Here is a 26,043-nt window from a genome sequence, read left to right as displayed (position 1 = left end):
TGAGTCCTCCCATGAGCCAAACAACCCTGTCCTACGCCCGCGTGCGGCACGGGCTGGCGCCCTGGGCGCGGATCGCCGGGCTGACCGTGTGCGCGCTGCTCACCCTCGGCCCGGTGGTGTGGACCGTCTCCACCTCGCTGCGCACACCCGCCGAGGCGTTCGACCTGCCGCCGCAGCTGATCCCCACCAACCCCTCCACCGAGGCCTACCGCGGGGTGTTCGACCAGATCGACGTCTGGCTGCTGGCGCTGAACTCCACGCTGGTCACGGGCCTGATCGCGATCGGCCAGATGATCACCGCGGGGCTGGCCGGCTACGCCTTCGCCCGGCTGGAGTTCCGCTTCAAGAAGCCGCTGTTCGGCCTGGTCCTGGCCACCATGATGGTGCCGCTGCAGGTCACCATCGTGCCGGTGTTCCTGGTGCTGAAGTCGATGAGCCTGACCGACACCCTGCTCGGGCTGATCATCCCGGCGTTCCCGACCGCCTTCGGCACGTTCCTGATGCGGCAGTACTTCCTGGGCATGCCCAAGGACCTGGGCGAGGCGGCGATGCTGGACGGGGCCGGGCCCTGGCGGACCTTCCGGTCCGTGTACGCCCCGCTGGCCGCGCCCGGCCTCGCGATCGTCGGTGTCCTGGCCTTCAACTACCACTGGAACGAGTTCTTCCGGCCGCTGATCCTGGAGACGTCGGGCCAGAACTACACGTTGCCGCTGGGGCTGGTCTCGCTCCAGGGCAACCTCGGCACCGGCTCCATCTCCGTCGTCCTCGCCGGTGTCGTGCTCTCCATGATCCCCGCCGTCCTCGTGTTCGTCGTCGGCCAGCGCCCTCTGCGCGAGGGCATCACGTCCGCTGGAGTCAACCGTTGAGCCTCGCCGCTCCCCCGCAGGACCCGCACGCCCCGCGTTTCCGGGTCCGCCCGCCCGCCCACTGGATGAACGACCCGAACGGTCCCTTCCGCTGGCGCGGCCGCTACCACCTCTTCTACCAGCACAACCCGGACGCCCCGGTGCACGCCAACGTCCACTGGGGCCACGCCTCCAGCCCTGACCTCGCCCGCTGGGAGCACCACCCCATCGCGCTCACGCCGACGCCGGGCGGCCCGGACGAGGCGGGCTGCTGGTCGGGGTGCGTCGTCGACGACGCGGGCGTGCCCACGGCCGTCTACACCGGGGTCGACCGGCACCACACCGGCCTCGGCGCGGTCTGCCTGGCCCGGGCGGCGGACCCGGACGACCCCGCGCTGACCGAGTGGACCGTCCTGCCCACGCCGGTGGTGACGGGCCCGCCGGAGGGCCTGGACGTGGTCATGTTCCGCGACCCGTTCGTCTTCCGGCACGAGGGCCGGCGCTGGGCGCTCGTCGGCGCGGGCCACGCCGACGGCACTCCGTCCGTCCTGCTGTACGACTGCGACGACCTGACCGACTGGCGGTTCGCCGGGGTGCTCCTGGACGGCCACGACCCGGCCGCCCGAGCGGCGTTCGGCGACCGGGCCACCGGCTGGGAGTGCCCGCAGCTGTACGCGACCAGCGGGGGTGAGTGGGTGCTGGTCGTGTCGCTGTGGGACGGCCATCCGTGGACCACCGGATACCTGACGGGCCATCTCGACACCGACCTGCGCTTCTCCGCCCGCGCGGGCGGCCGGCTCGACCACGGCCGCGACTTCTACGCCCCGGCCGTGCTCCAGGAAGAGGACCGCGCCCTGATGTGGGGCTGGTCCTGGGAGGCCCGGGACCAGGGCGACACCGACTGGGCCGGGGTGCTGACCGCTCCCCGCGTCGTCGACGTCCACCCGGACGGGGCGCTGCGCGTCAGCCCGGCCCCCGAGCTGGACCGGCTGCGCGCCGCCGAGCCGTTCGTCACCGCGCCCGGCCGGACCGCACTCCCCGCGGCCTACGACCTGACCGTCTCCGCGCGGGAACGGACCGCCGTGAGCCTGCTGCGATCGGCCTCGGGCGCCGAGCTGACGGTCCTGCTGGACCCGGGCGAGGGCACGGTGACCCTGGAGCGGGACGACTGGCCGCGCACGGCGGCCGGGGCGCCCGTCGTCGCCCAGGTGCCCCCGGTGGCGGAGCTCACCGTTCGTGTCCTGGTCGACGGCTCCCTGTACGAGCTGTTCGTCGGCGACCGGGCCACGGTCACCGAGCGCGTCTACCAACGGCCCGACGACGTCAGGGTGTTGGGCATTTCCCAGCCGGACGCGACCGTCACCGGTTGGGAGCTGGTCCCACCGACGCGCGGCTGATCACCGGGCAGGCCAGGCGCCGCACGGTGGCGGGCGGCGTCCGGCCGGTGCCGATCGCGTCCAGCAGGAGCCGCGCGGCGGCCTCTCCCATGGCCCGGTGGGGCAGGGCGACGGTGGTCAGGGGCGGCGCGAGATACGCGGCCATGTGCTCCTGGTCGTCGTAGCCCACCACCGACAGCTCGCCGGGTACGGCGATCCCGAGCCGGGTCGCGGCGTGCAGGACGCCCGCCGCGACCCGGTCGTTGTACGCGAAGATCCCGGTGGGCCGCCGCTCGGCCGGCGCCCCGTCGAGCAGGCGCGCGGCGCCCTCGTACCCGCCGGAGATCTCCCCGCCGGTCCGCACGACCCAGTCCCTCGGCACGGTGATGCCCTCGGCGCGCAGCGCGTCGCGGAAGCCGCGCAGCCGCTCCACCGAGGCGATGTCGTCCTGCCCGCCGACGAGCGCCACGCGCCGATGCCCCTGCTCCAGCAACAGCCGGGCCGCCGTACGGCCGCCCGCGCGCTCGGCGGGGATGACGGCGGGCAGCGAGTCGTCCTCGGGCAGGCAGTTGGCCAGCACGGAGTGGGTGCGGTGCAGGCCCTCGGGGACGCGGACGCGGCGCAGGGACATGGCCGCGTAGATGATGCCGTCGACGCGCCGGTCGAGGAGTTCGGCGACCGCCGCGTCCTCCTTGGCCGGGTCGCCGCCGGAGTCGACGGTGAGGACCAGGTGCTCCCCGGCCCAGGCGGTGTCCATCGCGCCGCGCAGCAGCCGCCCGGCGAACGGGGAGGAGGCGATCTCGTCGGTGACCAGGCCGATCACGGCCGTACGGCTGCGGCGCAGGCCGCGCGCGACGGGGTCGGGCCGGTAGCCGAGCTGGGCGGCGGCCTGCCGGATGCGTTCCTGCGTGGCGGGCGAGAGGTTGCCCTCGGCGCGGCCGTTGAACACGAAGGAGACCGCGGTGTGCGACACACCGGCGAGCCGGGCCACGTCCCGCGAGGTGGGACGCCCCGATCCCGTCGCCGGCTTCCGCCCGGCGCTGCCCATGCCGTCCGCCGTCCTCATCCCCCACCTGTCCGGTTGATCATTGCTCACCCTATCCGTGACGCTGGAGGGACGACACAGTCAACGGGAAGGTCCGACGGTGATCAGCATCCCGACACACACGCTCAACGACGGTACGACGCTCCCCGCCCTGGGCCTGGGCACCTGGCCGCTCGGCGACGACGAGGCGCAGGCGGCCGTCCTCTCGGCCCTGGAGGCGGGCTACCGCCTGATCGACACGGCGACGAACTACCGCAACGAGACGGGGGTCGGCCGTGCCGTGGCCGCCGGCGTGGTGCCGCGCGAGGAGATCGTCGTGACGACGAAGCTCCCGGGCCGCCACCACGGCTACGAGGAGACCCTCGCCTCCTTCGAGGAGTCCCGGACCCGCCTCGGCCTGGAGTACGTCGACCTGTACCTGATCCACTGGCCGCTGCCGCGCGTGGACCGCTACGTCGACTCCTGGAAGGCCATGATCAAGCTGCGCGAGGAGGGTCTCGTGCGGTCGATCGGCGTCTCGAACTTCACGGCCGGGCACATCGGGCGGCTGGAGAAGGAGACCGGGGTGCTGCCCTCGGTCAACCAGATCGAGCTGCACCCCTACCTGCCGCAGGAGGAGCTGCGCGCCTTCCACGCGGGCAAGGGCATCGTCACCGAGAGCTGGAGCCCGCTGGGCCGGGGCACGCCCCTGCTGCGGGACCCGGCCGTGGCGCGGATCGCCGAGGCGCACGGCGTGACGCCCGGGCAGGTCGTGCTGCGCTGGCACACGCAGCTCGGCGCGGTGCCCATTCCGAAGTCGGCGAGCCCCGAGCGGCAGCGCGCCAACCTCGACGTCTTCGGCTTCGAGCTGGACGAGGACGAGATGACCGCCGTCGCGGACCGGGCGCACCGGCGGGTCGGCGGGGACCCCGAGGTGCACGAGGAGTTCTGACGGGTACCCGGGCCCGCGAGGCAGGAAGGAGCCGCAGGTGGGCGACCGGGACCGGCTGCGGGACTACCGCGGCAAACGCGACTTCGACCGGACCGGCGAGCCCCGGGGCAGCGGTGCCGCCGCAGCGGACCGGCCCCGGTTCGTGGTGCAGATCCACGACGCGAGCACGATGCACTTCGACTTCCGCCTCCAGGTGGACGACGTGCTGAAGTCCTGGTCGATCCCGAAGGGCCCCTCGGCGGACCCGGAGGACAAGCGGCTGGCCGTGCCCACCGAGGACCATCCGCTGGAGTACGAGGAGTTCGAGGGCGTCATCCCGCGGGGCGAGTACGGCGGCGGCACGGTGATCGTCTGGGACCACGGCACGTACGAGCCGCTCAGCCACGACCGCGAGGGGCGGCCCGTCGACTTCGCGGAGTCGCTGGAGCACGGGCACGCCACGTTCCGGCTGCGCGGCTCCAAGCTGCACGGAGAGTACGCCCTGACCCGGTTCCGCAGCGGTCGGCACGGCGACGGCGAAGAGGCCTGGCTGCTGGTGAAGCGGGCCGGGGGCCGGGCCCGCACGCGGGGCGCCCCCGATCCACGGCGCGCGCGTTCCGCCATGTCCGGCCGCACCCTCGCCCAGGTCGCCTCGGACGCGGCCGGGGAGTGAGACGCCCGCGTCTTCCCTGGGGGCGGAGCCACGGGATACCCCTAGGTCGTGTCCCCGATCCCTTTCCGGGTGGTTCCCGATGGGGTGAGCGCCGACCACTTGATGAGCTGATCCCATGAGCCATCAACAGTCGTCTCGCCGTCCGCTCCTCGTCTCCCTCGTCGCCGTCCTGGGAGTACTCGGCGCCGCCGTCTCCTGTGCACCCGACCGCCCTCCGCCGCGATCGCACCTGAAGCAACAGGCCCCGCACACAAGGACCCAGGCCGTCCTGAACGAGATCGTCGCGCAGGGCACCCCCGGCGTCATCGCCCAGGTACGCGACCGGAACGGCGTCTGGGCCGGACGGGCCGGTGTCCGCGCGCTCGGCACGGAAAGGTCTCGGAGCACGCACGAGAGGTTCCGCATCGCCAGCGTGACCAAGACCTTCACCGCCACGGTGCTCCTGAAGCTCGAAGCGGAGGGGAAGCTGTCGTTGGACGACAGCGTGGCCCTGTGGCTGCCGGGAGTGGTGCACGGCAAGGGGTACCGACCCGCGCACATCACCGTGCGGCACCTGCTCAACCACACGAGCGGAATCTTCGACTACAACATGGACGAGGGCTTCCGCGCCCGGTACGCGGGGGACGAGTTCGAGCGGAACAGCCGACTCAGGTGGTCGCCGCGAGAGCTGGTGGACATCGCCCTCCGCCACCCTCCGAACTTCCAGCCGGAACAGGGCAGCAGGCCGGGCCGGCCCGGCAAGTGGGACTACTCGGACACCAACTACCTCCTCGCCGGCATGGTCGTCGAGAAGGCCACCGGCCGCAGCTACGCGCACGCGGTCGAGCGCCTCGTCATACGGCCCCTCGGTCTGCGCGGCACGAGTGTGCCGGGCTCATCGCCCCGGCTGCCCGCACCGCACGCGAGGCACTACTCCACGCTGTTCGAGGACGGACCCCGGGCGAAGGTGCGTGACGTCACCGAGTTCAGCCCCACGGTCGCCTTCTCCGCGGGACAGATGATCTCGACGGTCGGCGACGTCAACAGGTTCCTGTCCCGGCTGCTCGCCGGCGAGCTGCTGCCGCCCGCCCAGCAGCGGCAACTGCTCGACGCCGTCCCCGTCGACGGGGACAAGGGACATGGTGGTCCGCAGGACGTCTACGGCCTGGGCCTGCGGCACTTCAAGCTCGCGGAGGGCTGCTGGGCCTGGGGCCACGGCGGCATGATCCCCGGCTCCGCGACCCGCGCCCTGGCCTCGGCGGACGGCCGGCAGGTCATGACCATGAACCGCAACGGCGACTGGGGCGAGCAGCGCCTGGAGGACGCGGCCGTCGAGGCGGAGTTCTGTGCCCCGGACGAAGTGGACGCGCCCTGACGGCGTGAACGGACGGTGCCGAGCCGTTCTCCCTGCCGCATCAGACGCCGATCGGGGCGTTGCTCGCCCGTGGTGAGAACCAGGGCTCCGTCAGGACCAGGGGCCGGTCAGAACAGCGGCGTCAGCGACTGCTCGCACCAGATCGTCTTGCCGCGGGTGGTCTGCCGGCTGCCCCAGCGCTGGGTGAGCTGGGCGACCAGCAGCAGGCCGCGGCCGCCCTCGTCGTCCTGGTGCGCCCGCCTCAGGTGCGGGGAGGTGGAACTGCCGTCGGACACCTCGCAGATGAGCGTCTGGTCGCGGATCAGACGGAGCTGGATGGGCGCGGCGCCGTACCGGATCGCGTTGGTGACCAGCTCGCTGACGACGAGTTCGGTGACGAAGGCCGTCTCGTCCAGCCCCCAGGCGGTCAGCTGGTCGGTGGCGGCCTGGCGGGTGGCGGCCACCTGCGCGGGGTCGGGCGTCACGTCCCAGGTGGCGACCTGGTCCGCGCCGAGCGCCCGGGTGCGGGCCAGGAGCAGCGCCACGTCGTCGCTGGGGTCCTCCGGCAGGACGGCCTTGAGCACGGTGTCGCACAGGGCGTCGAGCGAGTCGGCGGGCACGGTCAGGGCGCGGCACAGCTCGTCGGTGGCGTGGTCGACGTCGCGGTAGCGGTCCTCCACGAGGCCGTCGGTGTAGAGGGCGACGACGGAGCCCTCGGGCAGCTGGAGCTCCGTCGCCTCGAACGGCAGCCCTCCGACGCCCAGCGGGGGCCCCGCGCTCATGGGGATCAGCCGGGTGGAGCCGTCGGGCAGCACGAGGGCGGGGGCGGGGTGCCCGGCGGCGGCCAGGTTGAGGCGGCGCGTGACGGGGTCGTAGACGGCGTACAGGCAGGTCGCGCCGAGTTCCGGGACCTCGTCGCCCTGGTCGTCGGAGGCGAGGTGCGTGACCAGGTCGTCGAGGTGGGTGAGGAGTTCGTCCGGCGGCAGGTCCACGTCGGCGAGGGTCCGTACGGCCGTGACCAGCCGGCCCATGGTCGCCGAGGAGGGGATGCCGTGGCCGACGACGTCCCCGACGACCAGGGCGACCCGGCTGCCCGAGAGCGGGATGACGTCGAACCAGTCGCCGCCGATGCCGGCCGCCGAGCCGGAGGGCAGATAGCGGTGGGCGACCTCGACGGCGGCCTGACCGGGCAGGCCCTTGGGGAGCAGGCTGTGCTGGAGGGCCAGGGCGGTGGTGCGCTCACGGGCGAAGCGGCGGGCGTTGTCGACGCAGACCGCGGCCCGGCTGGCGAGTTCCTCGGCGAACACGGCGTCGTCGTCGGCGTAGTCGTCCGGCTGGTGGATGCGCACGGCGACGGCGACACCGAGGGTGGTGCCGCGGGCCCGCAGCGGCACCGCCATCATCGAGTGGGCGCCCAGCCGGTAGGGGCGTCCGCCGGGGGCGCGCGCGTTGCGCTCGGCGACCCAGCGCATGAACGCCGGCTCCCCCGCCTGGCTGAGGATCGCCCGGCCCTCCCGCATGGCCCGGGCGATCGGCGAGAACGAGGGGTAGACGTCCACTTCTCCCAGGTGGACGGCGGCTTCCGGGGTGCCCTCGGTGACGGAGCCGTGGGCGACCCGCCGCAGCGTGACCTCCTCCGCGGACGCCGCCGGCGGCTCGTCCGCGCCGAGGACCCAGTCGAAGAGGTCGACGCTCGCGAAGTCCGCGAACCGGGGCACCATGACCTCGGTCAGCTCCTCGGCGGTGCGCACCACGTCCAGGGTGGTGCCGATGGCCGCCGCGGCCTCGTTGAGCAGGGCCAGCCGCTGCCGGGCCCAGTACTGCTCGGTGCTGTCGAAGGCGGCCAGGGCGGTGCCCACGAGTTCCCCGGAGCTGTCCCGGACCGGCCACATCTCGGTGACCCAGGCGTGCTCCCGGTTCAGGGCCGGTGCGCCGGTATAGCTCTCGTAGCGCAGGGGCCGGCCCGTCTCGACGACGTGGCGCAGGTGCCAGTTGAAGCCGCGGCTGTGCTCCGCCTCCTCGACGGTCTCCGGGAAGTGCCGGCCGAGCAGGGTCTCCTCGGACACGCCCATCACGTGGCAGGCGGCCTCGTTGAGCCGCAGGTAGCGCTGGCCGGTGTCGAAGACGGACATGGACATGGAGGCCTGCTGGAACGCGCGGCCGGCGAGGGAGGTCTCGCCGGGGCCGGGTGGCGCGGCGGTGATCACGAATCCGTCGGGTTCCCCGTGCCGGCCGGTCACGGCGCACGCTCTGACCCGGACCCCGACGAGGTAGCCGTCGCGGTGTCGCACCATGACGGTGCCGGAGCGCGCCGACACCGCCTCGGGCGGCACGTCCTCGGCGAGCAGTTCCCGTACGGGCCGGCCCACGGCCTCCTCGGCCGGGTAGCCGGTCAGTTGCCGGGCACCCTCGCTCCACCCCGTCACTGTGCCGCGGGCGTCGATGATCGCAGCGGCGGAGGCGTCCTCCATATCGTCCAGGATTATCCCTTTGCGGCCCTCTATCAACCGCGACGCCGCTTTCGTGGCGGTGTCAGGCCCGATGGGCGCGGAGCGCGGCGAGCGCCCGGTCGGCGTGGGCGTTCATGCGCAGTTCGCTGCGGACGACGTCGAGGACGGTGAAGTCCCGCGCTATGACGAAGGTGGTCCGCTTGGTGGGCGCCAGGGAGAAGCCGCGCCGCACGCCGAACCGCTCACGGACGGCGCCGTCGGCGTCGGACAGGAGCGGCATGCCGAGGCCGTGCCGGCCGGCGAACTCCTGCTGCCGCTCGACGGGGTCCCCGCTGATGCCCACGGGGCGGGCGCCGACGGCGGCGAACTCGGCGGCGAGATCGCGGAAGTGGCAGGCCTGCGCGGTGCAGCCGGGGGTCAGGGCGGCGGGGTAGAAGAAGAGCACGACCGGGCCTTCGGCGAGCAGTCCGGACAGGGTGCGCTCGGTGCCGGTCTCGTCGGGCAGGGCGAAGTCCTCGACCTTGTCCCCGGTCTCCACGCGCGCGGTCACGACCGGCCCTCCGCGTCGCGTGCGACACCGCGCGCCCAGAGCACGAGGGGCACCTGCAGGGGCAGCCGTCCGAAGGCCGCGGCCTTCTGCGGCGCGGGGCGGTGGCGCCAGTCGGCGGCCATCTTCACGTTGGCGGGGAACACCCCGACGAAGAAGGCCGCGGTGGCCAGGGCGGCCGCCTTGCGCGTGCGCGGCCAGGCGAGGCCCGCGGCGAGCGCGAGCTCGGCGGCGCCGCTGGCGTAGGTCCAGGTCCGGGGCGTGCCCGGCAGTCCGCCCGGGATGGTCGCGTCGAAGGGGCGGGGAGCGGCGAAGTGGGCGACCCCCGCGGTGGCCAGCAGGCCGGCGAGCAGCAGGGGCGAGCGTTCGGACCGGGGCACGGTTCCTCCTCTGATGGCCTGCCGCGCGATATTACTGGACGGTAGACAGGTCAGTTCGCCGGGCCCTGCGAACGCCGTTGGTGGGCGCCGGGCGTGCAGCCGAAGGAGCGGCGGAAGACGTCGATGAACGCGCTGGCGGAGGACCAGCCGCAGCGGTGGGCGACGGTCGTGACGGGCAGGCCGTCGGCCAGCATCCGCAGGGCGTGGTAGAGCCGCGACTGGGTGCGCCACTGCGGGAACGTCATGCCGAACTCGGCGCGGAAGAGCCGGCTGAGGGTGCGCTCCCCCACCCCGGTCACGGCGCCGAGCGCGGCGAGGGTGCGCGGGTCGGCCGGGTTGTCGTGGACGAGCGCGCAGACGGCGGCCAGGCGCGGGTCGGCGGGGGTGGGCAGGCGCAGGGGCTGTTGCGGCGCGAGGCGCAGCTGGTCGCGCAGGACGGCGCGCAGCCGGCGGCGCTCGGGGCTGTCGTCGCCGGGGTCGCGGGTGCAGGCGAGGATCAGCTCGCGCAGCAGCGGGCTGACGGCGAGGACGGCCGGGTGGTCGAGGCCGAGGGGGTTGTCGTCGGCGGGCAGGCCGACCAGGTGCAGGTCGAGGCGGCCGTGGGCGCGGTGGGCGTGCACGGTGCCGGCGGGGACCCAGATGGCGCGGGTGCCGGGCGCGAACCAGGTGCCGGCGTCGGTGGTGACCTCGACGACGCCGGAGCCCGCGTGGACGATCTGGTGGTCGTCGTGCCGGTGGGCGTCGATGCGTTCGCCCGCGGTGAGTCGCTGGGCACGGGTCGGTGCCGTGGGTGTGTGGCGGATGTTCGGCACAGTCCGGCAGATTATCGGAAGCGGGCCGGGCGCTCCCCCGGCGACGATCGCCGGGTGACCGCTTCGAGACGTGACCGACCCGTCGTTCTGATGTCCCTGGGGCACGCCTGTGTGGACGTGTACCAGGGAGCCGTGGCCGCTCTGGTGCCGTACTTCGTCGCCGAGCGGGCCTACTCCTATGCCGCCGCCTCGGGCGTGGTCCTCGCCGCGTCGCTGCTGTCGTCGCTGGTGCAGCCGCTGTTCGGGGTGCTCACCGACCGGCGGGCGATGCCGTGGCTGCTGCCGCTGAGCGCGCTGACGGCCGGGGCCGGTGTCGCCCTGTGCGGGGTGACCGGCTCCTACGCGGCGACCCTGGCGGTGGTCGCCGTGTCCGGGATCGGCGTGGCCGCCTACCATCCGGAGGCCGCCCGGGTGGCCAGGGCCGTCGCGGGCGGCCGGCACACGGGGATGGGCTGGTTCTCCTTCGGCGGCAACGCCGGTTTCGCCCTGGCGCCCTTGCTGGTCCTCGCCGTCATGGCGGTGGGCGGGCTGCGCGCCTCTCCCCTGCTGGTCGTGCCGGCGCTGGCGGGCGCGGCGCTGTGCGCGGCGGCGGTGCGTGCGGCGGCCGGGCGCGGCACCGAGGGTGCCCGTGCGCCCGTCGCCGGGGGCCGGGACGACTGGGCGTCCTTCCTGCGGCTGTCCGGTGCGGTGGTCTGCCGCTCGGTGGTGTTCGTCGGCCTGAGCGCGTTCGTCTCGCTGTACGTGCGCGAACGCACCGGCGGCGGGGAGCCGGCCGGCACGGCGGCACTGTTCGTGCTCTACGCCGGGGGCGCGGTGGGGACGCTGGCCGGGGGCCGGCTGGCCGAGCGGTACGGACGGCTGACGGTGGTGCGCCGGTCGTACGCCCTGACGGTCCTGGCGGTGGCCGGTCTGGTCCTGGTGCCCGGGCCGCCGGTGTACCTGTTCGTGGCGCTGACGTCGGCGGGCCTGTACGTGCCGTTCTCGCTGCACCTCACCCTGGGCCAGGACTTCCTGCCCCGGCGGGTGGGCACCGCGAGCGGTGTCACGCTGGGCCTGACGGTGAGTGTCGGCGGCCTCGCGGCTCCCGCGCTCGGGGCACTGGCCGACGCGACCTCGCTGCGGACGGCCCTGGTACCGCTGATCGCGCTGCCCGCGCTGGGCCGGCTGCTGCTGTGCCGCCTGCGCGAGCCCGCGCAGGCGGGCCGCGCGGCCCCCGAACGGGCGGATCCGCGTGACGCGGCGGCACGGTGAACCGGGGGTCGGGCCCCACCGCAACGCCGGCCGGAGGCGGTCCTCATGCCTCGCCGCAGGGGCGGCCAGGGACGCGGCTCAGGCTTTGCCGCAGGGCCGGTGCTCAGGCTTTGCTGCAAGGCCGATCTGGAGGCGGGGCTCATGCCTCGCTGCAAGGCCGACCGGGGGGGACGGGCCTCACGCCTCGCCGCAAGGCCGACCGGGGGGGGGGGACGGGGCTCAAACCTTGCCGCAAGGCCGACCGGGGGCAGGGCTCAGGCCTTGCCCGCCGGGGTGGCCCGGGGTTCGGGCTCCTCGTCGACGGCGTGGGCGAGGAAGTCGTCGACCATGCGGTGGAAGAGCGTGGCGAGTTGCCGCAGTTCCTCGGGGGACCAGTCGGACAGGGCCAGCTGCATGCCGCGGACCCCCGCCTCACGGATCTTGGCGATGGCCTGCGCCCCGGCCTCGGTGAGCTCGATGCGCTGGGCGCGGCGGTCGTCCGGGTCGGGGACGCGGGTGACGTGGCCGGACCTCTGCAACTGCTGCACCGTCCGCGTGACGTGCGAGGCCTCCACCCCCAGCCGGGCGGCGAGCTCCCCGGGCCGCAGCGGCTCGGAGTCGGCGATCTGCCGCAGCAGCGCGACGGCGGCACGGTCGAGCGGCACGCCCGCCAGGGCCATCAGCCGGTCGTGCCGGCGGGCGCGCGTGCTCAGGTAGGTGATGCGGGTGAGCGCACGCTCGATCTCGGCGACTTCCGGGGAGGGAACGTCGGGGAGCGGTGGTGTGGGCATGGAGCCACTTTAGCATCTCCTTGCGTAACTCAAGTAAATCGATCCGTTCCGTCAGACGCCGTTCAGGGGAATGACGCGCCGAACGCGCGTGGCCGGGAACCGGCGCGTCGAGACCTCACCCGTGGACCTGCCGCTGATCCCGCCCATGCTCGCCACGCCCGGCGCCCTGCCGCCCGCCGCGCAGGACGCGCGCTGGGCCTACGAGACCAAGCAGGACGGCCAGCGCGTGGTGGTCTACCTCCCCGGGGACGGCGGCGTGCTGCTGCGGGCCCGGTCCGGCGAGGACATCACGGCCGCGTACCCGGAACTGCGCCCGCTCGGCACCGCACTCGGCACCACGCCCGCCGTGCTCGACGGGGAGGTCCTGGCCCTGGACGCACAGGGCCGTGCGAACTTCCAGTTGCTGCAGTCCCGCATGGGCCTGGCCCACGCGCCCGCCCGGGCGGCGCGGCGGGCGGCGGAGGTGCCGGTCCATCTGGTGCTGTTCGACCTGCTGCACGTGGAGGACCACTCCCTGCTCCGGCTGCCCTACGCGCGACGCCGCGCGGCGCTGGAGGACCTGGGCCTCGCCGGGCCGTCCTGGTCGACGCCGGCCGCGCTCGTCGGCCACGGCGCCGAGGCCCTGCGCGCCACCCGCGAGCACGGTCTGGAGGGGCTCGTCTGCAAGCGGCTGGACTCGGTGTACGAGCCGGGCGTGCGCTCCCGGGCCTGGATCAAGATCCGGAACATGCGCACCGAGGACGTCCTGATCGGCGGCTGGCAGCCCGGCAAGGGTCGGCTCACCGGCCTGCCGGGCGCGGTGCTGGTCGGGCAGCGGGCCGCGGGGCGGCTGCGGTACGTCGGGAGCGTGGGGACCGGCTGGAGCGAGGCCGAACGGACCGAACTGGCCGGGCTGCTGCGGGCCGCCGCGACCGGCGTCTGCCCCTTCGACCCCGCCCCGCGCGCTCCCGGCGCGCACTGGGTCGTCCCCCGGCTGGTCGGCGAGGTCCGCTACAGCACCCGGACCCGGGAGGGCCTGCTGCGACAGCCGTCCTGGCTCCGGCTCCGGCCGGATCTCGCGCCCGAGGAGGCGGCGGCCGACATCCCGGACGACATGGTCTGAAACGGCGGCCGACGCCAACTGTTGGGCGCTGATTCACCGTTGAGATCCCCCGTCCCTCTTGGCATGGACGCGTTCAACCTGGAAGCTGAACCTCCCTTTCCCCCACAGCCGTTGGGCTGCGCCCGGACCGAGGAGGACGCAGTGTCGTCACGCCCGTTCGCCCACCGCAGGAGATGGCTCACCGGAGCGGCCGGTGCCGCCGCCCTCGTGCTCGCCCTCCCCGCCACGGCCTTCGCCGCCCCGCCGCGGGCGCTGCCCGCCAACGCGGACTCGCTGGAGCAGACGTACCAGCCCGCCTACGACTACGACACCGACGGCTGCTACTCCACGCCCGCCATCGGCCCGGACGGCACCGTGAACGGCGGGCTCAACCCGACCGGCGCCCTCAACGGCGACTGCCGCGACGCCTCGGACCTCGACAACACCAACGGGTACGCGCGCTCCAAGTGCAACAACGGCTGGTGCGCCATCCTGTACGCCCTGTACTTCGAGAAGGACCAGGCCGTCGCGGGCAGCAGCATCGGCGGCCACCGGCACGACTTCGAGCACGTCGCGGTGTTCGTGCAGAACAACCAGGTCAAGTACGTGTCGACGTCCGCCCACGGCAAGTTCAACGTGCACGCGGCGTCACAGGTCCGCTTCGACGGCACTCACCCGAAGATCGTCTACCACAAGGACGGCGCGAGCACGCACTGCTTCCGCCTGGCCGGCTCGGGCGACGAGCCGCCGGAGAACCACAAGGGCACCTGGCAGTACCCGCCGCTGGTCGGCTGGAACGGCTACCCGGCCGGGGTGCGCGACAAGCTCACGTCGTACAACTTCGGCAGCGCCAACTTCGGCCTGAAGGACGCCAACTTCGCCAACCACCTGGCGTCGGCCAAACCCTCCGGCATCGCCTTCGACCCCTACGCGTGAGACCGGCCGGCCGGGGACCTAGGTCCCCAGCCGGTTCCGGTTTCCGCCGCGCGTCCGATCCGCCGGGGCCGGGCGGCGGCATAGCGTCCCGCCATGGACACGCACGACACGACAGGGACACTCGAAGAGGCCCTCGAACGCCTCCACGCCTCGGGCCCGGAGCGGCTCGGCAGGCTCACCAACCACGCCCCCATGGTCGTCGAGGCGCTCGCCGCGCACGGCCGGGCGGACGCCGTGCACCGCTGGCTGGACCTGTACCGGCCCAAACTGGAGGACTTCCCCCGGCCCTTCGCTCCCGTGACGGACGCCGACTGGCATGAGGCGCTCGGCGATCCACGCCGGGCCGCCGACTGGATCGAGTATTTCCGCCGCGCACTCGCCGAACAGCCCTGGCGGGACGTCCTCGCCGTCTGGTGGCCGCGCCTGCTGCCCGGGATCTACGGCGGCTCCACGCACCCCGTCATCCGCGTCGGTCACGCCGTACGGGCCCTGGAAGCCGGGGAGGACGCGCCGCGGCTCGCCGAACTCGCCCACGGCCTGGGCTACTGGGCGGCCCGGCACCGCCCCGTGTCCGGCATCGCTCCGCTGCCCGCGCCGCCGGGTGCCGCGCGGTCACTGGACGCCGTACCGCCGATCAGCGACCCCCGGGGCGGGTTCCCCGACCGGCTGGCGGCCGTACGGCGGCTGCCCCGGTGGGCGGACAACGTGACCGACCCGGACACCGCCCGGGCCCGCCTGACCGAGCTGGTCCGGGCCGCGACCCACCGGTACGCCACCCACGGCCACGGCGAGGAGACCATGCTCGTGCACGCGGCGACGGCGCCCAACGCCGTGCTGCGGACCCTCCCCTCCCTGCCCCGTGAACTGTGGGCGCCGAGTCTGCACGCGGCGTGGACCGCGTCCGCGGCGGTCACCGCGATGTACGCCCCGGCCGAGCCCGTCGACCTCGTGCCCGCACCCGGCCGCACGGCGGAGGAGGTGCTGGAACAGGCCCTCGCCCACGGCGACGAACACGTCATCAAGCTCACCGACACCGCCCTCGACGTCGGTGACGAGCGGGCCCTGGCCGCGGCCCTGCGCGCGATCGAGCTGAGCGAGCCGCTCGTTCCGAACTGACGTGCGCCGATGGGCAATCGGGGGAGGTACGGCACCGGCACACCCCGGGGAGGGTCTATCGTGTCCGCATGTCCGTCCCCGAACTGATCCGCATCGTCTCCCGCGACTCCCCCATGGCGCTCGCCCAGGTCGAACGCGTCCGGGCCGAGCTGGCCGCCGCCCACCCCGGAGTGCGCACCGAGGTCGTCCCGGTGAAGACCACCGGCGACAAGTGGATGGGCGATCTGTCCAAGGTCGAGGGCAAGGGCGCGTTCACCAAGGAGGTCGACGCGGCGCTGCTGGCCGGGGAGGCCGACCTCGCCGTGCACTGCGTGAAGGACATCCCCGCCGACCGGCCGCTGCCGGCGGGGACGGTGTTCGCCGCGTTCCTCAAGCGGGACGACATCCGCGACGCCCTGATCCACCCCGGCGGGCTCACCCTGGACGAGTTGCCGGCCGGGACGCGCATCGGCACCTCCTCGGTGCGCCGGGTCGCCCAACTGGCCGCCACCCACCCGCATCTGGAGTGCGTGCCGTTCCGGGGCAACGCCAACCGGCGCCTGGCGAAGCTCGAGGCGGGAGAGGCGGACGCCCTGCTGCTCGCGGTCTCCGGCCTGGAGCGCATCGGCCGGACCGACGTGATCAGCGAGATCCTCTCCACCGAGACGATGATGCCGCCGATCGGCGCGGGCGTCCTGGCGCTGCAGTGCCGTGAGGACGACGCCGACCTGATCGACGCGGTGAGCGGACTCGGCGATCCGGACACCCACCGGGAGACGACCGCCGAGCGCATGTTCCTGCACGTGCTCCAGGGGCACTGCAACAGCCCCATCGCCGGGTTCGCGCAGGTGGATCGCAGCGGCGAACTGTCCCTGCGCGCCTGTGTGTTCACCCCGGACGGCAAGACGCGGCTGAACGCCCACGAGTGGGCGGGCCGGCTCGATCCGGCCACGCTCGGCACCTCGGTCGCCGTGGCGCTGCTGCGGCAGGGCGCCCGCGAGATCATCGACGGCATCCCGCACTGACCGCCGCGACGCCCTGACGCCGGATCAGGCGGTGCCTTCCTCCGCCTGGTCCCGCAGGAAGACGCTCACCTGGTGCGCCAGGCTGTCGCGCACGGCGCCCTGCTGGGTCCCGGCCGGTCCCTCGTGCGCGCCGATGCCGCCCGACCAGAGCCGGCGGTCGGTCCACTCCTCCTCGACGCGCAACTGCACCTGGACGTCCACCAGGCTCAGGGACGCCTCGGCGCCGGCCGCGTACAGCACGGCGGTGGCGCGGCGCAGCGGATAGACGTCGAAGCCCTCGATGAACTGCGAGTTGCGCCAGTCGAGGAAGGCGCTCTCGCCGTCCGGGCCGATCCGTACGTCGATCTGGCCGTCCTCGAGGTGGACGCCGAGGTGCCGGCTGCCGCGGTTCTCGACCGTCACGCGGAGGCAGAAGTACGTCAGCCCGTCGGCGGCGTCGTCGCGGCCGCGGGGCGGCTCGGCCAGTTCCAGACGGTGGACGCGGACGCGCAGACCGGCATGCTCGTCGTACTCCTGCCAGTCCCCGACCACGTTCGGCTCGTACACGCTGCACCCTCTCGACCTCTGGAAGCTGCTTCCTATCTGTGGTCCGAGCGGACTGTCAAATGAGCAGAATGCGCTGTGGCCAGGCAGTTCATCCCTTTTGATCGGTGATCAAGCCGTGCCCAGCGGTTATCCGGAAACAGTCGGAGAAAGCGTTTGCCGCGGCGTGCCGCACATCACTTTCCCGGGTGAAGATCAACGGGCCAGACGGCCCAGCAGGGCCGAGGCGGCGGCGACGCCGAGTGCGGCGGCCACGAACAGCACCGCGAAGTCGGCCGCCAGATGGTGGGGCGTGCCGAGGAGGAGGCCGCGCAGGGCGTCCACCTCGTAGCTGAGCGGGTTGGCCTTGCTGACGGCCTGGAGCCAGCCCGGCATCACGGAGACCGGGTAGAGGGCGTTGGAGCCGAAGAACAGCGGCATGGTGATCGCCTGCCCGAAGCCCATGAGGCGGTCGCGACTGAGGACGATGCCGGCGATGGTCATGGACAGGCAGGAGAAGAAGGCCGAGCCGAGGACGACGATCGCGGCGACGGCGAGCAGCTTGAGCGGGTTCCAGGTCAGGGCCACGCCCAGCACGGCGGCGATGAGCAGGACGACGAGGGCCTGCACGAGCGACTTCACGCCCGCCGCGAACGCCTTGCCGGTGATCAGCGCCGAGCGCGGCGTCGGGGTGACCAGCAGCTTGTTCAGGATGCCGGCGTCGCGCTCCCAGATGATCTGGATGCCGTAGAAGATGGCGATGAACATCGCGGACTGGGCGATGATGCCGGGCGCCAGGTAGTCGACGTAGGGGATGCCGCCGGTCGGGATGGCCCGGATGCGGGTGAAGGTCTGGCCGAAGATCAGCAGCCAGAGGGCCGGCTGGACCGCGCGGGTGTACAGCTCGGTGCGGTCGTGGCGGAGTTTCTGCAGTTCGACCGCGCACATCGCGCCGACCCGGGCGGGCAGCAGGCGCCAGCCGGCGCGGGGCTGCGGGGGTTTCAGCAGCAGGCCGATGCCGGGGGCGGGGGCGGGGTCAGCCGACGCGGCGGGCGGTGCGGCGGGTGCTTCGGACATCGCGGAAATCTCCTGCCTCGTCGTCGAGACCGCTGCCGGCCACGTCCCGGAAGACGTCCTCCAGCGTGGGCAGCGTGTCCGTGGCCGCGCCCGTGGCGCGGCGGCGTGCGCCGAGTCCCTGCCGGAGCTCGGCCGGGGTGCCCAGGGCCCGGATGCGGCCCCGGTGCATGAGGGCGACGCGGTCGCAGTACTGGTCGGCCTCGTCCATGTAGTGGGTGGTGACGAGCACGGTCATGCCGGTGGCCGCGCGGACGGCGCCGATGTGCTCCCAGACTCCGGTGCGGGCGATCGGGTCGAGGCCGATGGTGGGCTCGTCGAGGATGAGCAGGCGCGGGGCGCTGACCAAGGCCTGGGCGAGTTCGAGCCGACGGACCATGCCGCCGGAGTAGGTGGCGGCCAGGCGGTCCGCCGCGTCGGCGAGGTCGACGGCGGCCAGGGCCTGGGCGACGCGTTCGGCGCGTTCCCGGCGGGGCACGTCGAAGACCCGGGCGAACAGGGCGACGTTCTCCCGGCCGGTGAGTCCGGCGTCGGCGGACAGCTGCTGCGGCACGTAGCCGAGCAGGCGGCGTACGGCCATGCGGTCCCCGGCGGTGTCGTGGCCGAAGACGCGGACCATGCCGGCGGGCACGGGCAGCAGGGTGGTGAGGCAGCGGATGGCGGTGGTCTTGCCGGCGCCGTTGGGGCCGAGCAGTCCGAAGACCTCGCCGGGCCGGACCGTGAGATCGAGTCCGTCGACGGCGTTGGTGTCGCCGAAGGCGTAGGTGAGCCCGGAGCAGACGACGGCGTCGGCCCGCCCCCGGTCGGTGTCCCGCGTCATGACTCCTCGGCCTCCTCGTGCAGGGTGTCGGCCAGCTTGCGCAGGGCCGGGATCGCCGCGAGCAGCGCCCGGCGGTCCGCCTCGTCGAGGCCGGCCACGTGCCGGCGCAGGAGGTCCGCGCGGCGGCGGCGCCACTCGCGCAGTCGCGTCTCGGCGGCGGGGGTGGGCAGCAGCCGGGCGGCCCGCCGGTCCGCCGGGTCGGTCTCGCGGGCCAGGTAGCCCGCCCGGGCCAGCTGGTTGACCAGGGTGGACACCGAGTTGGCCGCGAGCCCGAGCTCCCTGGCCGCGTCGGAGATGCCGATGCCGGGCCGGGTGACGACCAGGCGCAGCAGCTCCGCCTCGGCGCCGCGCAGCCGGGGGTCGGGCATCTCCCGCCGCAGGCGCCGCCGGACCAGTCGCTGGACCCCGACGAGCGCGTCGGCCAGCTCTTCGGGGAAGGTCTCCGGCTCCATGCGGCCGAGATTAGCTCTGTAACAGAGCTAATCGGGCCAAGGCGCGGTCAAGGGTGGTCAAGGGAAGTGCATTCCGGACGGCCGCGGAGCCGTGGGCCCCCGAATGCCGTATTGTCTGAATTGTTTGGTTATATCCCTGCCCGGGAATGGGCAGTGAAGTGCTTCGGACAGGAGGCACGTCCGTGGGAGCCGGCCCGCCGGGCCCCGGTGCCCTCCGAGAGGTCCGACTCCGCGCTTCCCATGGTGTCTGTCCATCCAGCACCTGCTCAGGGAGGTGCGCACCATGCGTATCGCCGGCAGCACCCGAACGCACCCCCACGACGACGCCCCCGACACCGCCGCGGCGTTCGCCCGTCTCGCGCGGCTGCCCGAGGGGCCCGAGCGCAAGGCCCTGCGCGACGAGCTGGTCGAGGCCTGGCTCCCCATGGCCGAGCGGATCGCCGTCCGCTTCCGTGGCCGCGGCGAGGCCCTGGAGGACCTGTACCAGGTGGCGGCCCTCGGCCTGGTCAAGGCCGTCGACCACTACGACCCGGCGCGCGGCAACGCCTTCGAGGCGTACGCCGTGCCGACGGTCACCGGCGAGATCAAGCGCCACTTCCGCGACCACATGTGGACGCTGCACGTGCCCCGCCGGGTCCAGGACCTGCGCAACCGGGTGCGGCACGCCGCCAAGGAGCTGTCGCAGACCACCCCGGGCCGCGCGCCGACGGTCGCCGAGATCGCCGAGTACGCCCACCTCACCGAGGGCGAGGTGCGCACCGGCATGGAGGCCCTGGAGTGCTTCTCCGCGCTGTCGCTGGAGGCGGAGATGCCCGGCACGGACGGCTACGCCCTCGGGGACGCGATCGGCGGGCCGGACCCGGCCTTCGACATCGTCGTCAACCGCGTGGCGGTCAAGCCCTGCCTGGAGGCGCTGCCGGAGCGCGAGCGGATCATCCTCTACCTGCGGTTCTTCAAGGGCATGACGCAGAGCCGCATCGCGGAGCAGCTCGGCATCTCGCAGATGCACGTCTCCCGGCTGCTCAGCAGTTGCTTCGCCCATCTGCGTGAGGAACTGCTCAGTGACGCCCGTTGAGCGCGGGGCCCGTTGAGCACGGGGCCAGGGGGAGCCGGCGCGGCCGGAGGGTCACCCCTCCGGCGGCGTTCCCGGGAGTTCCGGCGGTGTGCCGGGGATCTGGGTCGGTCCTGCGCGGTCGAGGGCGTCCTCCAGTTCGGCCCGTATCTCCTCGGGCATCACGCCGGTGCGTCCCCAGCCGATGATCAGTTCCGCGACGTTGCGCAGCTTGATGTTGGTGTGCTGGGAGACCTCCTTCAGCACGGCCCATCCCTGGTCGGGCGAGACCCGGCCGAGCGCCACGACCATCCCGATCGCCTGGTCCACGACGGCGTGGGAGACGACCGCCTCCTTCAGCTGCTGGACTTCTTCCTGCAGCTCGAAGATCCGCTCCGAGCCCCCGTCCGTGGGCATGGTCACCTCCGGGTCCGGTGCGCCGCTGTCCCCAGGGCCTCACCGAGTGCTTGAGTGCCCTGACGCAGTGTCCGACCCATCCATCGTCGTCACTCGGCCCGCGCGCTGCCACCGGGGCGGACCGGCCGGTCACCGACACCGTTTCGGCCACGCCGCCGGGGTACTCGGCAGGCGCCCACAGCGGTTCCGGTTGGACACTGGTGTCATTCCTCCGGTGTCTGCCAGGCCGACGAGATCAGGACGCGACTGCCATGAACCACGACATGCCCACCCCCTCCGGCACGAAGGACGTCGTCTCATCACACTCCGTGTTCGGCGCGCCCTGCTGGGTGAGTCTGACCAGCCGGGACGTCAAGGCGACCGAGGAGTTCTACGGCGCCGTGCTGGGCTGGCAGTGGCGGCCGGCCAAGCTCGGCGACCGGTTCCGGATCGCGCTGGCCGACGGCTCGCCGGTGGCCGGGATCGCGGGGGTGGCGACCATGTGGCAGATGGCGGTGGCCTGGACGCCGTACTTCGCGGTGCGCAGCGCGGACGACGCGGTGGCGCGGGTGCAGGAGCGCATGGGCACGGTCGCCGTCGGGCCGATCTCGCTGCCGCCGGGGCGGGCGGCCCTGCTGGCCGACCGGGACGGGGCGACGTTCGGGATCTGGGAGGGCGACCTCTTCACGGACTGGGAGACCTGGCGCAACGCGCAGCCGGCCTTCATCACGCTGCACACCCGGGACGCCTTCGACGCGGCCATCTTCTACGGCGAGGTCCTGGACTGGGCCTCGGAGCGCCCCGGTTGCTGCGAGGTCCACTACGAGGGCGGCGAGGTCGTGCTGCGCAGCCGCGGTGACGTGGTGGCGCGGATCGAGTCGGGGGCGCTGGAGGCGGCCCCCGATCCCACCATCCGGCCGCACTGGCAGGTCCACTTCACCGTGGACGACGTCGAGGCCTGTGCCCGCGCCGCGGAGCTGCACGGCGGCAGCGTGCTGTCCAAGGGCAGCGACGAGGCGGTGCTGCGCGACCACGACGGCGCCCAGTTCACGGTGACGGCACGCCGGGACCGCTGACCGGGGCGTCCCCCATGGTCAGCGGTCCCGGTGCGCCGTCCGGCATGGACGGTGGTGTCGCCCCGTCACCCGCCCCTGCGGCGCGACGCCCGCGACGGTCGTGACAGCAGCACCAGGCTGCGGGCGTCGACCGTCAGGACCGTGCCCGCCTTGTGCTCGGACTCGTCCGGGGTGCCCTCCGGGTCGGCCGTGTCGATCAGGGCCGTCCAGCGTTCGCCGTAGGCGGCGTCGGGGAGGCGGAAGTCGACCGGCTCCCAGTGGCTGTTGAACAGCAGCAGGAACGAGTCGTCGAAGACCGGGCGCCCGCGCGGGTCGGGTTCGGCGATGGCGTCGCCGTTGAGGAAGGCGCCGACGGAGTGCGCGTCACCGCGCTGCCAGTCGTCGTCGGTCATCTCGGTGGCGTCGGGCGCCAGCCACACCAGGTCGGGCAGCGGCTGGTCGGCGCGGGTCAGGGTCTCGCCGAGGAAGAAGCGGCGCCGGCGCAGCACAGGGTGGGCGGTGCGCAGCCGGATGACGTACCGGGTGAACTCCAGCAGGTCGCGCTGCTCCTCGGTGAGCCGCCAGTCGACCCAGGAGATCTCGTTGTCCTGGCAGTAGGCGTTGTTGTTGCCGCGCTGGGTGCGCCCGAGTTCGTCGCCGTGGCAGAGCATCGGGATGCCCTGGGAGAGCAGCAGCGTGGCGAGGAAGTTGCGCTGCTGGCGGGCGCGCAGCTCCAGGACCGCCGGGTCGCGGGTGGGGCCCTCGGCACCGCAGTTCCAGGACCGGTTGGTGCTCTCGCCGTCCTGGTTGTCCTCGCCGTTGGCGTCGTTGTGCTTGTCGTTGTATGAGACGAGGTCGCGCAGGGTGAAGCCGTCGTGCGCGGTGACGAAGTTGACGCTGGCACGCGGGCGGCGCCTGCTGTGCTGGTACAGGTCGGACGAGCCGGTCAGGCGGGAGGCGAACTCGCCGAGGGTGTGGTCCTCGCCGCGCCAGAAGTCCCGGACCGCGTCGCGGTACATGCCGTTCCACTCCGACCACAGCGGCGGGAAGTTGCCCACCTGGTAGCCGCCCTCGCCGACGTCCCACGGCTCGGCGATCAGCTTGACGCGGCTGATCACCGGGTCCTGCTGGATGAGGTCGAAGAACGCCGAGAGCCGGTCCACCTCGTGGAACTGCCGGGCGAGGGTCGCCGCGAGGTCGAAGCGGAAGCCGTCGACGTGCATCTCGGTGACCCAGTACCGCAGCGAGTCCATGATCAGCTGGAGCACGTAGGGGTGGCGCATCAGCAGGCTGTTGCCGGTGCCGGTGGTGTCGTAGTAGTGCTCCCAGTCGCCGTCGACCAGGCGGTAGTACGAGGAGTTGTCGATGCCCCGGAAGGACAGCGTCGGCCCCATCTCGTTGCCCTCGGCGGTGTGGTTGTAGACCACGTCGAGGATCACTTCGAGCCCGGCCGCGTGCAGGGTCTTCACCATCTGCTTGAACTCGGTGACCTGCTGGCCGCGGGTGCCGTGGGCGGCGTAGCCGTTGTGCGGCGCGAAGAAGCCGATGGTGTTGTAGCCCCAGTAGTTCGACAGGCCCCGGTCGTGCAGCACGCCGTCGTGGACGAACTGGTGGACCGGCATCAGTTCCACCGCCGTGACGCCCAGCGAGGTGAGGTGCTCGACCACGGCGGGGTGGGCCAGCCCGGCGTAGGTGCCGCGCAGTTCCTCGGGCACCTCGGGGTGGGTGCGGGTCAGGCCCTTGACGTGTGCCTCGTAGATCACCGTGTCGGCGTACGCCCGGCAGGGCCGGGTGTCGTCGCCCCAGTCGAAGGCCGGGTCGGTCACCACGCCCAGCATGGTGTGCCCGGCGCTGTCGGCCGGGTCGGGGCCGTCCGGGTTCCGCTCGTACAGCGAGGGGTGGTTGTCGATCTGCCCGTCCACCGCCCGGGCGTACGGGTCCAGGAGCAGCTTCGCCGGGTTGCAGCGGTGGCCGAGGGTGGGGACCCAGGGCCCGTGGACGCGGTAGCCGTAGCGCCGGCCGGGGCCGACGCCGGGGAGGTAGCCGTGCCACACGAAGCCGTCGACCTCGTTCAGCGGCACCTGGGTGTGCGTGCCGTCGTCGTCGACGAGGACCAGCTCGACGCGTTCCGCCACCTCGCTGAAGAGCGCGAAGTTGGTGCCCTCCCCGTCGTAGGAGGCGCCCAGCGGGTAGGGGCGCCCGCTCCAGGCGGACGCCCCTTTCCGTGTCTGCCGCCGCGTCACCGGGCCTCCTCCAGGACCTCGTCCGGCGTACTGGCGGGGCCGGCCAGCTGCGCGACGCGCTCCTCGCGGGGCACCTCGAGGCCCTCGCGCTCCTGCGGGGCGGGCGCGGTCGGCACCAGCGGGACGCGTTCGCCGGCCCGGGCGCGCTGCGAGAACCAGATGACCTTGCTGCCGGTCTCGGTGGCGCAGCAGCCCCAGCCGTCGCTCATCGCCGCGAGGTGCTCCAGGCAGCCACGCAGCTCCTGGTCCGGGCGCAGCGCGCGGTCGTTGTCCCCGATGGCGGTGATCAGGTGCTGCCCGTTCCACCACATCTCGATCGACGTGTTCTTGTCCGTGGCGTGTTCGTCGATGGCCTTGAGCAGCATCTCGGCACCGCCGCAGACGGGCTGGACCAGGTTGTCCAGGTCCCAGAACCTCAGGTGAGCGGCCAGAATGCGGCTGACCTGTCCCACCCGTTCCGGGCTGACTTCCACGTCGAGGTGGTAGTAGCAGGGCACTGCGGTCTTCATCGGTCGGCTCCTCACCGCGAAGCTCAGCTCCTCCTCGCTCCCGCGGTCCTGCGGGACGAGCCCCGAACACGGAACGTGAGCACGTATCGCTTCTGAGTCACCTTCAGCCTGAGGGGGCTAGCCCGTTCGTGCAACACGAGCGCACGGTTGAGGCGGTGGCGCACACAAGTGAGCGCGCTCCGAGGACACTCTGAGGACACCCCGCAGGCCTGTGCGACACAGCCGAACCCCCGCTGGTTGAAGATCCAACAAGACGCTGCGTCGTCACCCGTGCACCATGTGTGAAGAACTCGATCGCCGTTACGGGTCCGTGCCGCTGTGCGCACGGCCGCCGTCCGACCGTCGGGAGACCGTGCCCCTCGAGCCCGAAAGGTGATCGGCGCCATGCTGCTACCCGCCAAAGCCGAAGTCGCCCGGCAGTTGCGGCGTTACCGGGCCTGGGAACGCGTGATGCTCGCGGCACCGAACGACCGCACGGTGCGGACCACGTTCGAGGACTCCGGCTACACGCTCTGCGTGCTGATGGGCAAGCGGTGCGCGCGGGAGGCGGCGGACGCGGCGGAGCGGTACCTGCGCACGAACGAGGTCGCCTCCCTGCAGGAAACCTGTCCGCAGGAACAGGACGAACGGCCGCGCCCGGCCGCCGCGGTCGGACGAAGACCGCCGGCGGCGGAACGGCGTTCCCCTGCGGCGGAGCGGCGTTCCCCTGCGGCGGAGCGGCGTTCCCCTGCGGGACGGTAGCGGCCCGCGCGTACTTCTTGTCCCCTGAACCGGGCTTCCGGCCCGGCTCTTGAGCACGGTGGAGGTGAGGACCATGAGGAGGACCCGGGCCATCGGCCGTATCCCGGTACGGGACGTCCGTCCGGCCGTGGAGAGCGGCAACCGGCCGGCCAAGGCGGTCGTGGGCGAGACGTTCGAGGTCACCGCCACCGTGTTCCGGGAGGGGCACGACGCGGTGGCCGCCAATGTCGTGCTGAAGGATCCCGAGGGCCGTCCCGGCCCGTGGACGCCGATGCGGGAGCTGGCCCCGGGCAGCGACCGGTGGGGCGCCGAGGTCACCGCGGACGCCGTCGGCCGCTGGACGTACCGGGTGGAGGCCTGGAGCGATCCGGTGGCCACCTGGCGTCACACGGCGGGCATAAAGGTCCCGGCCGGCATCGACCCGGGCCTGGTCCTGGAGGAGGGCGCCGACCTGTACGAGCGGGCGGCGGCCGGCGTACCGAAGGAGGCCGGCCGCGCTGTGCTGCTCGCGGCGGCGGAGGCCCTGCGCGACGACACGCTGTCCCCGGCCGCGCGCCTGGCGGCGGCGTTGACGCCGGAGGTGGACGCGGTCCTGGCCCGGCATCCCCTGCGGGACCTGGTCACGACCTCGGAGCCGCTGCCGCTGCTGGT

The 26,043-nt window shown here is 73.2% G+C and carries 27 protein-coding genes; 14 read left to right on the top strand and 13 right to left on the bottom strand.

Annotated elements, in window-relative coordinates:
* The first annotated feature begins 11 nt into the window (after window positions 1-11).
* Together ABZ386_RS33160 and ABZ386_RS33155 are read left to right on the top strand one after the other, a co-directional pair.
* Complete coding sequence (locus ABZ386_RS33160) at window positions 12-866, top strand: carbohydrate ABC transporter permease (RefSeq protein WP_358967268.1); 855 nt, start codon at window positions 12-14, stop codon at window positions 864-866.
* Window positions 863-2,242, top strand: coding sequence for a glycoside hydrolase family 32 protein (locus ABZ386_RS33155; RefSeq protein WP_358967265.1), 1,380 nt, complete (start codon window positions 863-865; stop codon window positions 2,240-2,242). The genes ABZ386_RS33160 and ABZ386_RS33155 overlap by 4 nt, the downstream gene beginning before the upstream one ends.
* Here the strand turns inward: ABZ386_RS33155 and ABZ386_RS33150 are convergent.
* Window positions 2,205-3,269 carry a LacI family DNA-binding transcriptional regulator gene (locus ABZ386_RS33150; RefSeq protein WP_358967392.1) on the bottom strand — a complete coding sequence of 355 codons (1,065 nt, stop codon included), beginning with the start codon at window positions 3,267-3,269 and terminating at the stop codon, window positions 2,205-2,207. The two genes, ABZ386_RS33155 and ABZ386_RS33150, sit on opposite strands and share 38 nt — an antisense overlap.
* A gap of 97 nt (window positions 3,270-3,366) precedes the next feature.
* Here ABZ386_RS33150 and ABZ386_RS33145 point away from each other — a divergent pair, with 97 nt between their 5' ends.
* The 3 genes from ABZ386_RS33145 (at window position 3,367) to ABZ386_RS33135 (ending at window position 6,203) form a co-directional block, all read left to right on the top strand.
* Complete coding sequence (locus ABZ386_RS33145; RefSeq protein WP_351345592.1) at window positions 3,367-4,197, top strand: aldo/keto reductase; 831 nt, start codon at window positions 3,367-3,369, stop codon at window positions 4,195-4,197.
* Window positions 4,198-4,234: 37 nt separating this feature from the next.
* On the top strand, window positions 4,235-4,849 hold the full coding sequence (locus ABZ386_RS33140) for a DNA polymerase ligase N-terminal domain-containing protein (protein ID WP_356504551.1): 615 nt from the start codon (window positions 4,235-4,237) through the stop codon (window positions 4,847-4,849).
* A 115-nt stretch (window positions 4,850-4,964) separates the two neighbouring features.
* Window positions 4,965-6,203, top strand: a complete 1,239-nt coding sequence (locus ABZ386_RS33135; protein ID WP_351345586.1) for a serine hydrolase domain-containing protein — start codon at window positions 4,965-4,967, stop codon at window positions 6,201-6,203.
* A 107-nt stretch (window positions 6,204-6,310) separates the two neighbouring features.
* Here the strand turns inward: ABZ386_RS33135 and ABZ386_RS33130 are convergent, their stop codons facing one another.
* From ABZ386_RS33130 to ABZ386_RS33115, 4 genes are all read right to left on the bottom strand, one after another.
* On the bottom strand, window positions 6,311-8,653 hold the full coding sequence (locus tag ABZ386_RS33130) for a SpoIIE family protein phosphatase (RefSeq protein ID WP_351345583.1): 2,343 nt from the start codon (window positions 8,651-8,653) through the stop codon (window positions 6,311-6,313).
* Between the two features lie 61 nt (window positions 8,654-8,714).
* Window positions 8,715-9,182 carry a peroxiredoxin gene (locus tag ABZ386_RS33125; protein ID WP_351345580.1) on the bottom strand — a complete coding sequence of 156 codons (468 nt, stop codon included), beginning with the start codon at window positions 9,180-9,182 and terminating at the stop codon, window positions 8,715-8,717.
* On the bottom strand, window positions 9,179-9,559 hold the full coding sequence (locus ABZ386_RS33120) for a hypothetical protein (protein WP_358967262.1): 381 nt from the start codon (window positions 9,557-9,559) through the stop codon (window positions 9,179-9,181). The genes ABZ386_RS33125 and ABZ386_RS33120 overlap by 4 nt, the downstream gene beginning before the upstream one ends.
* 50 nt (window positions 9,560-9,609) lie before the next feature.
* The gene (locus ABZ386_RS33115; protein ID WP_351345574.1) at window positions 9,610-10,371 is read right to left on the bottom strand and encodes a helix-turn-helix transcriptional regulator; all 762 of its coding nucleotides are present in this window, start codon (window positions 10,369-10,371) and stop codon (window positions 9,610-9,612) included.
* A 90-nt stretch (window positions 10,372-10,461) separates the two neighbouring features.
* Between ABZ386_RS33115 and ABZ386_RS33110 the strand changes: the two genes are divergently transcribed.
* A complete protein-coding gene (locus ABZ386_RS33110; RefSeq protein WP_356504557.1) occupies window positions 10,462-11,622 on the top strand; it encodes an MFS transporter in 1,161 nt (386 codons plus the stop codon).
* Window positions 11,623-11,876: 254 nt separating this feature from the next.
* On the opposite strand, the gene ABZ386_RS33105 is transcribed toward ABZ386_RS33110, so the two are convergent.
* Window positions 11,877-12,392: a MarR family transcriptional regulator gene (locus ABZ386_RS33105; protein WP_351345568.1), complete on the bottom strand. Its 516-nt coding sequence runs from the start codon at window positions 12,390-12,392 to the stop codon at window positions 11,877-11,879.
* Window positions 12,393-12,513: 121 nt separating this feature from the next.
* Here ABZ386_RS33105 and ligD point away from each other — a divergent pair, with 121 nt between their 5' ends.
* The 4 genes from ligD to hemC all read left to right on the top strand — a co-directional run bounded on the left by ligD (window position 12,514) and on the right by hemC (window position 16,529).
* A complete protein-coding gene (gene ligD / locus ABZ386_RS33100) occupies window positions 12,514-13,494 on the top strand; it encodes a non-homologous end-joining DNA ligase (RefSeq protein ID WP_358967390.1) in 981 nt (326 codons plus the stop codon).
* A gap of 141 nt (window positions 13,495-13,635) precedes the next feature.
* Complete coding sequence (locus tag ABZ386_RS33095) at window positions 13,636-14,409, top strand: NPP1 family protein (RefSeq protein ID WP_355727982.1); 774 nt, start codon at window positions 13,636-13,638, stop codon at window positions 14,407-14,409.
* A 93-nt stretch (window positions 14,410-14,502) separates the two neighbouring features.
* Window positions 14,503-15,525, top strand: a complete 1,023-nt coding sequence (locus tag ABZ386_RS33090) for a questin oxidase family protein (protein ID WP_358967259.1) — start codon at window positions 14,503-14,505, stop codon at window positions 15,523-15,525.
* 68 nt (window positions 15,526-15,593) lie between these two features.
* Entirely contained in the window at window positions 15,594-16,529 is a 936-nt protein-coding gene (hemC, locus tag ABZ386_RS33085) for a hydroxymethylbilane synthase (RefSeq protein WP_356528867.1), read from the top strand.
* A 24-nt stretch (window positions 16,530-16,553) separates the two neighbouring features.
* Here hemC and ABZ386_RS33080 read toward each other — a convergent pair whose 3' ends face one another.
* The 4 genes from ABZ386_RS33080 to ABZ386_RS33065 all read right to left on the bottom strand — a co-directional run bounded on the left by ABZ386_RS33080 (window position 16,554) and on the right by ABZ386_RS33065 (window position 19,397).
* On the bottom strand, window positions 16,554-17,075 hold the full coding sequence (locus ABZ386_RS33080; protein ID WP_114250030.1) for a hypothetical protein: 522 nt from the start codon (window positions 17,073-17,075) through the stop codon (window positions 16,554-16,556).
* Window positions 17,076-17,267: 192 nt separating this feature from the next.
* Window positions 17,268-18,128 carry an ABC transporter permease gene (locus tag ABZ386_RS33075; protein WP_351349273.1) on the bottom strand — a complete coding sequence of 287 codons (861 nt, stop codon included), beginning with the start codon at window positions 18,126-18,128 and terminating at the stop codon, window positions 17,268-17,270.
* A complete protein-coding gene (locus ABZ386_RS33070) occupies window positions 18,088-18,945 on the bottom strand; it encodes an ATP-binding cassette domain-containing protein (RefSeq protein ID WP_114250032.1) in 858 nt (285 codons plus the stop codon). Before ABZ386_RS33070 ends, ABZ386_RS33075 begins: the two co-directional genes overlap by 41 nt.
* Window positions 18,942-19,397, bottom strand: coding sequence for a MarR family winged helix-turn-helix transcriptional regulator (locus tag ABZ386_RS33065; protein ID WP_114250033.1), 456 nt, complete (start codon window positions 19,395-19,397; stop codon window positions 18,942-18,944). The genes ABZ386_RS33070 and ABZ386_RS33065 overlap by 4 nt, the downstream gene beginning before the upstream one ends.
* A gap of 283 nt (window positions 19,398-19,680) precedes the next feature.
* On the opposite strand from ABZ386_RS33065, the gene ABZ386_RS33060 reads away from it, so the two are divergent.
* Window positions 19,681-20,472, top strand: coding sequence for an RNA polymerase sigma factor SigF (locus ABZ386_RS33060; protein WP_114250034.1), 792 nt, complete (start codon window positions 19,681-19,683; stop codon window positions 20,470-20,472).
* 51 nt (window positions 20,473-20,523) lie between these two features.
* On the opposite strand, the gene ABZ386_RS33055 is transcribed toward ABZ386_RS33060, so the two are convergent.
* Window positions 20,524-20,865: an ANTAR domain-containing protein gene (locus ABZ386_RS33055; protein WP_198678048.1), complete on the bottom strand. Its 342-nt coding sequence runs from the start codon at window positions 20,863-20,865 to the stop codon at window positions 20,524-20,526.
* Between the two features lie 251 nt (window positions 20,866-21,116).
* On the opposite strand from ABZ386_RS33055, the gene ABZ386_RS33050 reads away from it, so the two are divergent.
* The gene (locus ABZ386_RS33050) at window positions 21,117-21,920 is read left to right on the top strand and encodes a VOC family protein (protein ID WP_114250036.1); all 804 of its coding nucleotides are present in this window, start codon (window positions 21,117-21,119) and stop codon (window positions 21,918-21,920) included.
* Between the two features lie 65 nt (window positions 21,921-21,985).
* Here ABZ386_RS33050 and glgX read toward each other — a convergent pair whose 3' ends face one another.
* Window positions 21,986-24,142 (bottom strand): glycogen debranching protein GlgX, encoded by a 2,157-nt coding sequence (glgX, locus tag ABZ386_RS33045; protein WP_358967255.1) that lies wholly within the window; start codon window positions 24,140-24,142, stop codon window positions 21,986-21,988.
* Window positions 24,139-24,651: a hypothetical protein gene (locus ABZ386_RS33040; RefSeq protein ID WP_031116354.1), complete on the bottom strand. Its 513-nt coding sequence runs from the start codon at window positions 24,649-24,651 to the stop codon at window positions 24,139-24,141. The genes glgX and ABZ386_RS33040 overlap by 4 nt, the downstream gene beginning before the upstream one ends.
* A 384-nt stretch (window positions 24,652-25,035) precedes the next feature.
* On the opposite strand from ABZ386_RS33040, the gene ABZ386_RS33035 reads away from it, so the two are divergent.
* Both ABZ386_RS33035 and ABZ386_RS33030 read left to right on the top strand, forming a co-directional pair.
* On the top strand, window positions 25,036-25,392 hold the full coding sequence (locus ABZ386_RS33035) for a DUF5133 domain-containing protein (protein WP_358967253.1): 357 nt from the start codon (window positions 25,036-25,038) through the stop codon (window positions 25,390-25,392).
* A gap of 73 nt (window positions 25,393-25,465) precedes the next feature.
* A partial coding sequence (locus ABZ386_RS33030; RefSeq protein ID WP_358967250.1) for a maltotransferase domain-containing protein occupies window positions 25,466-26,043 on the top strand: 578 nt, incomplete at its 3' end.

It is taken from the genome of Streptomyces sp. NPDC006140 (assembly GCF_040628815.1).
Taxonomy (GTDB): domain Bacteria; phylum Actinomycetota; class Actinomycetes; order Streptomycetales; family Streptomycetaceae; genus Streptomyces.
The sequence above is the reverse complement of the archived record's forward strand: the minus strand, read 5'-3'. Positions and strand labels throughout refer to the sequence as shown.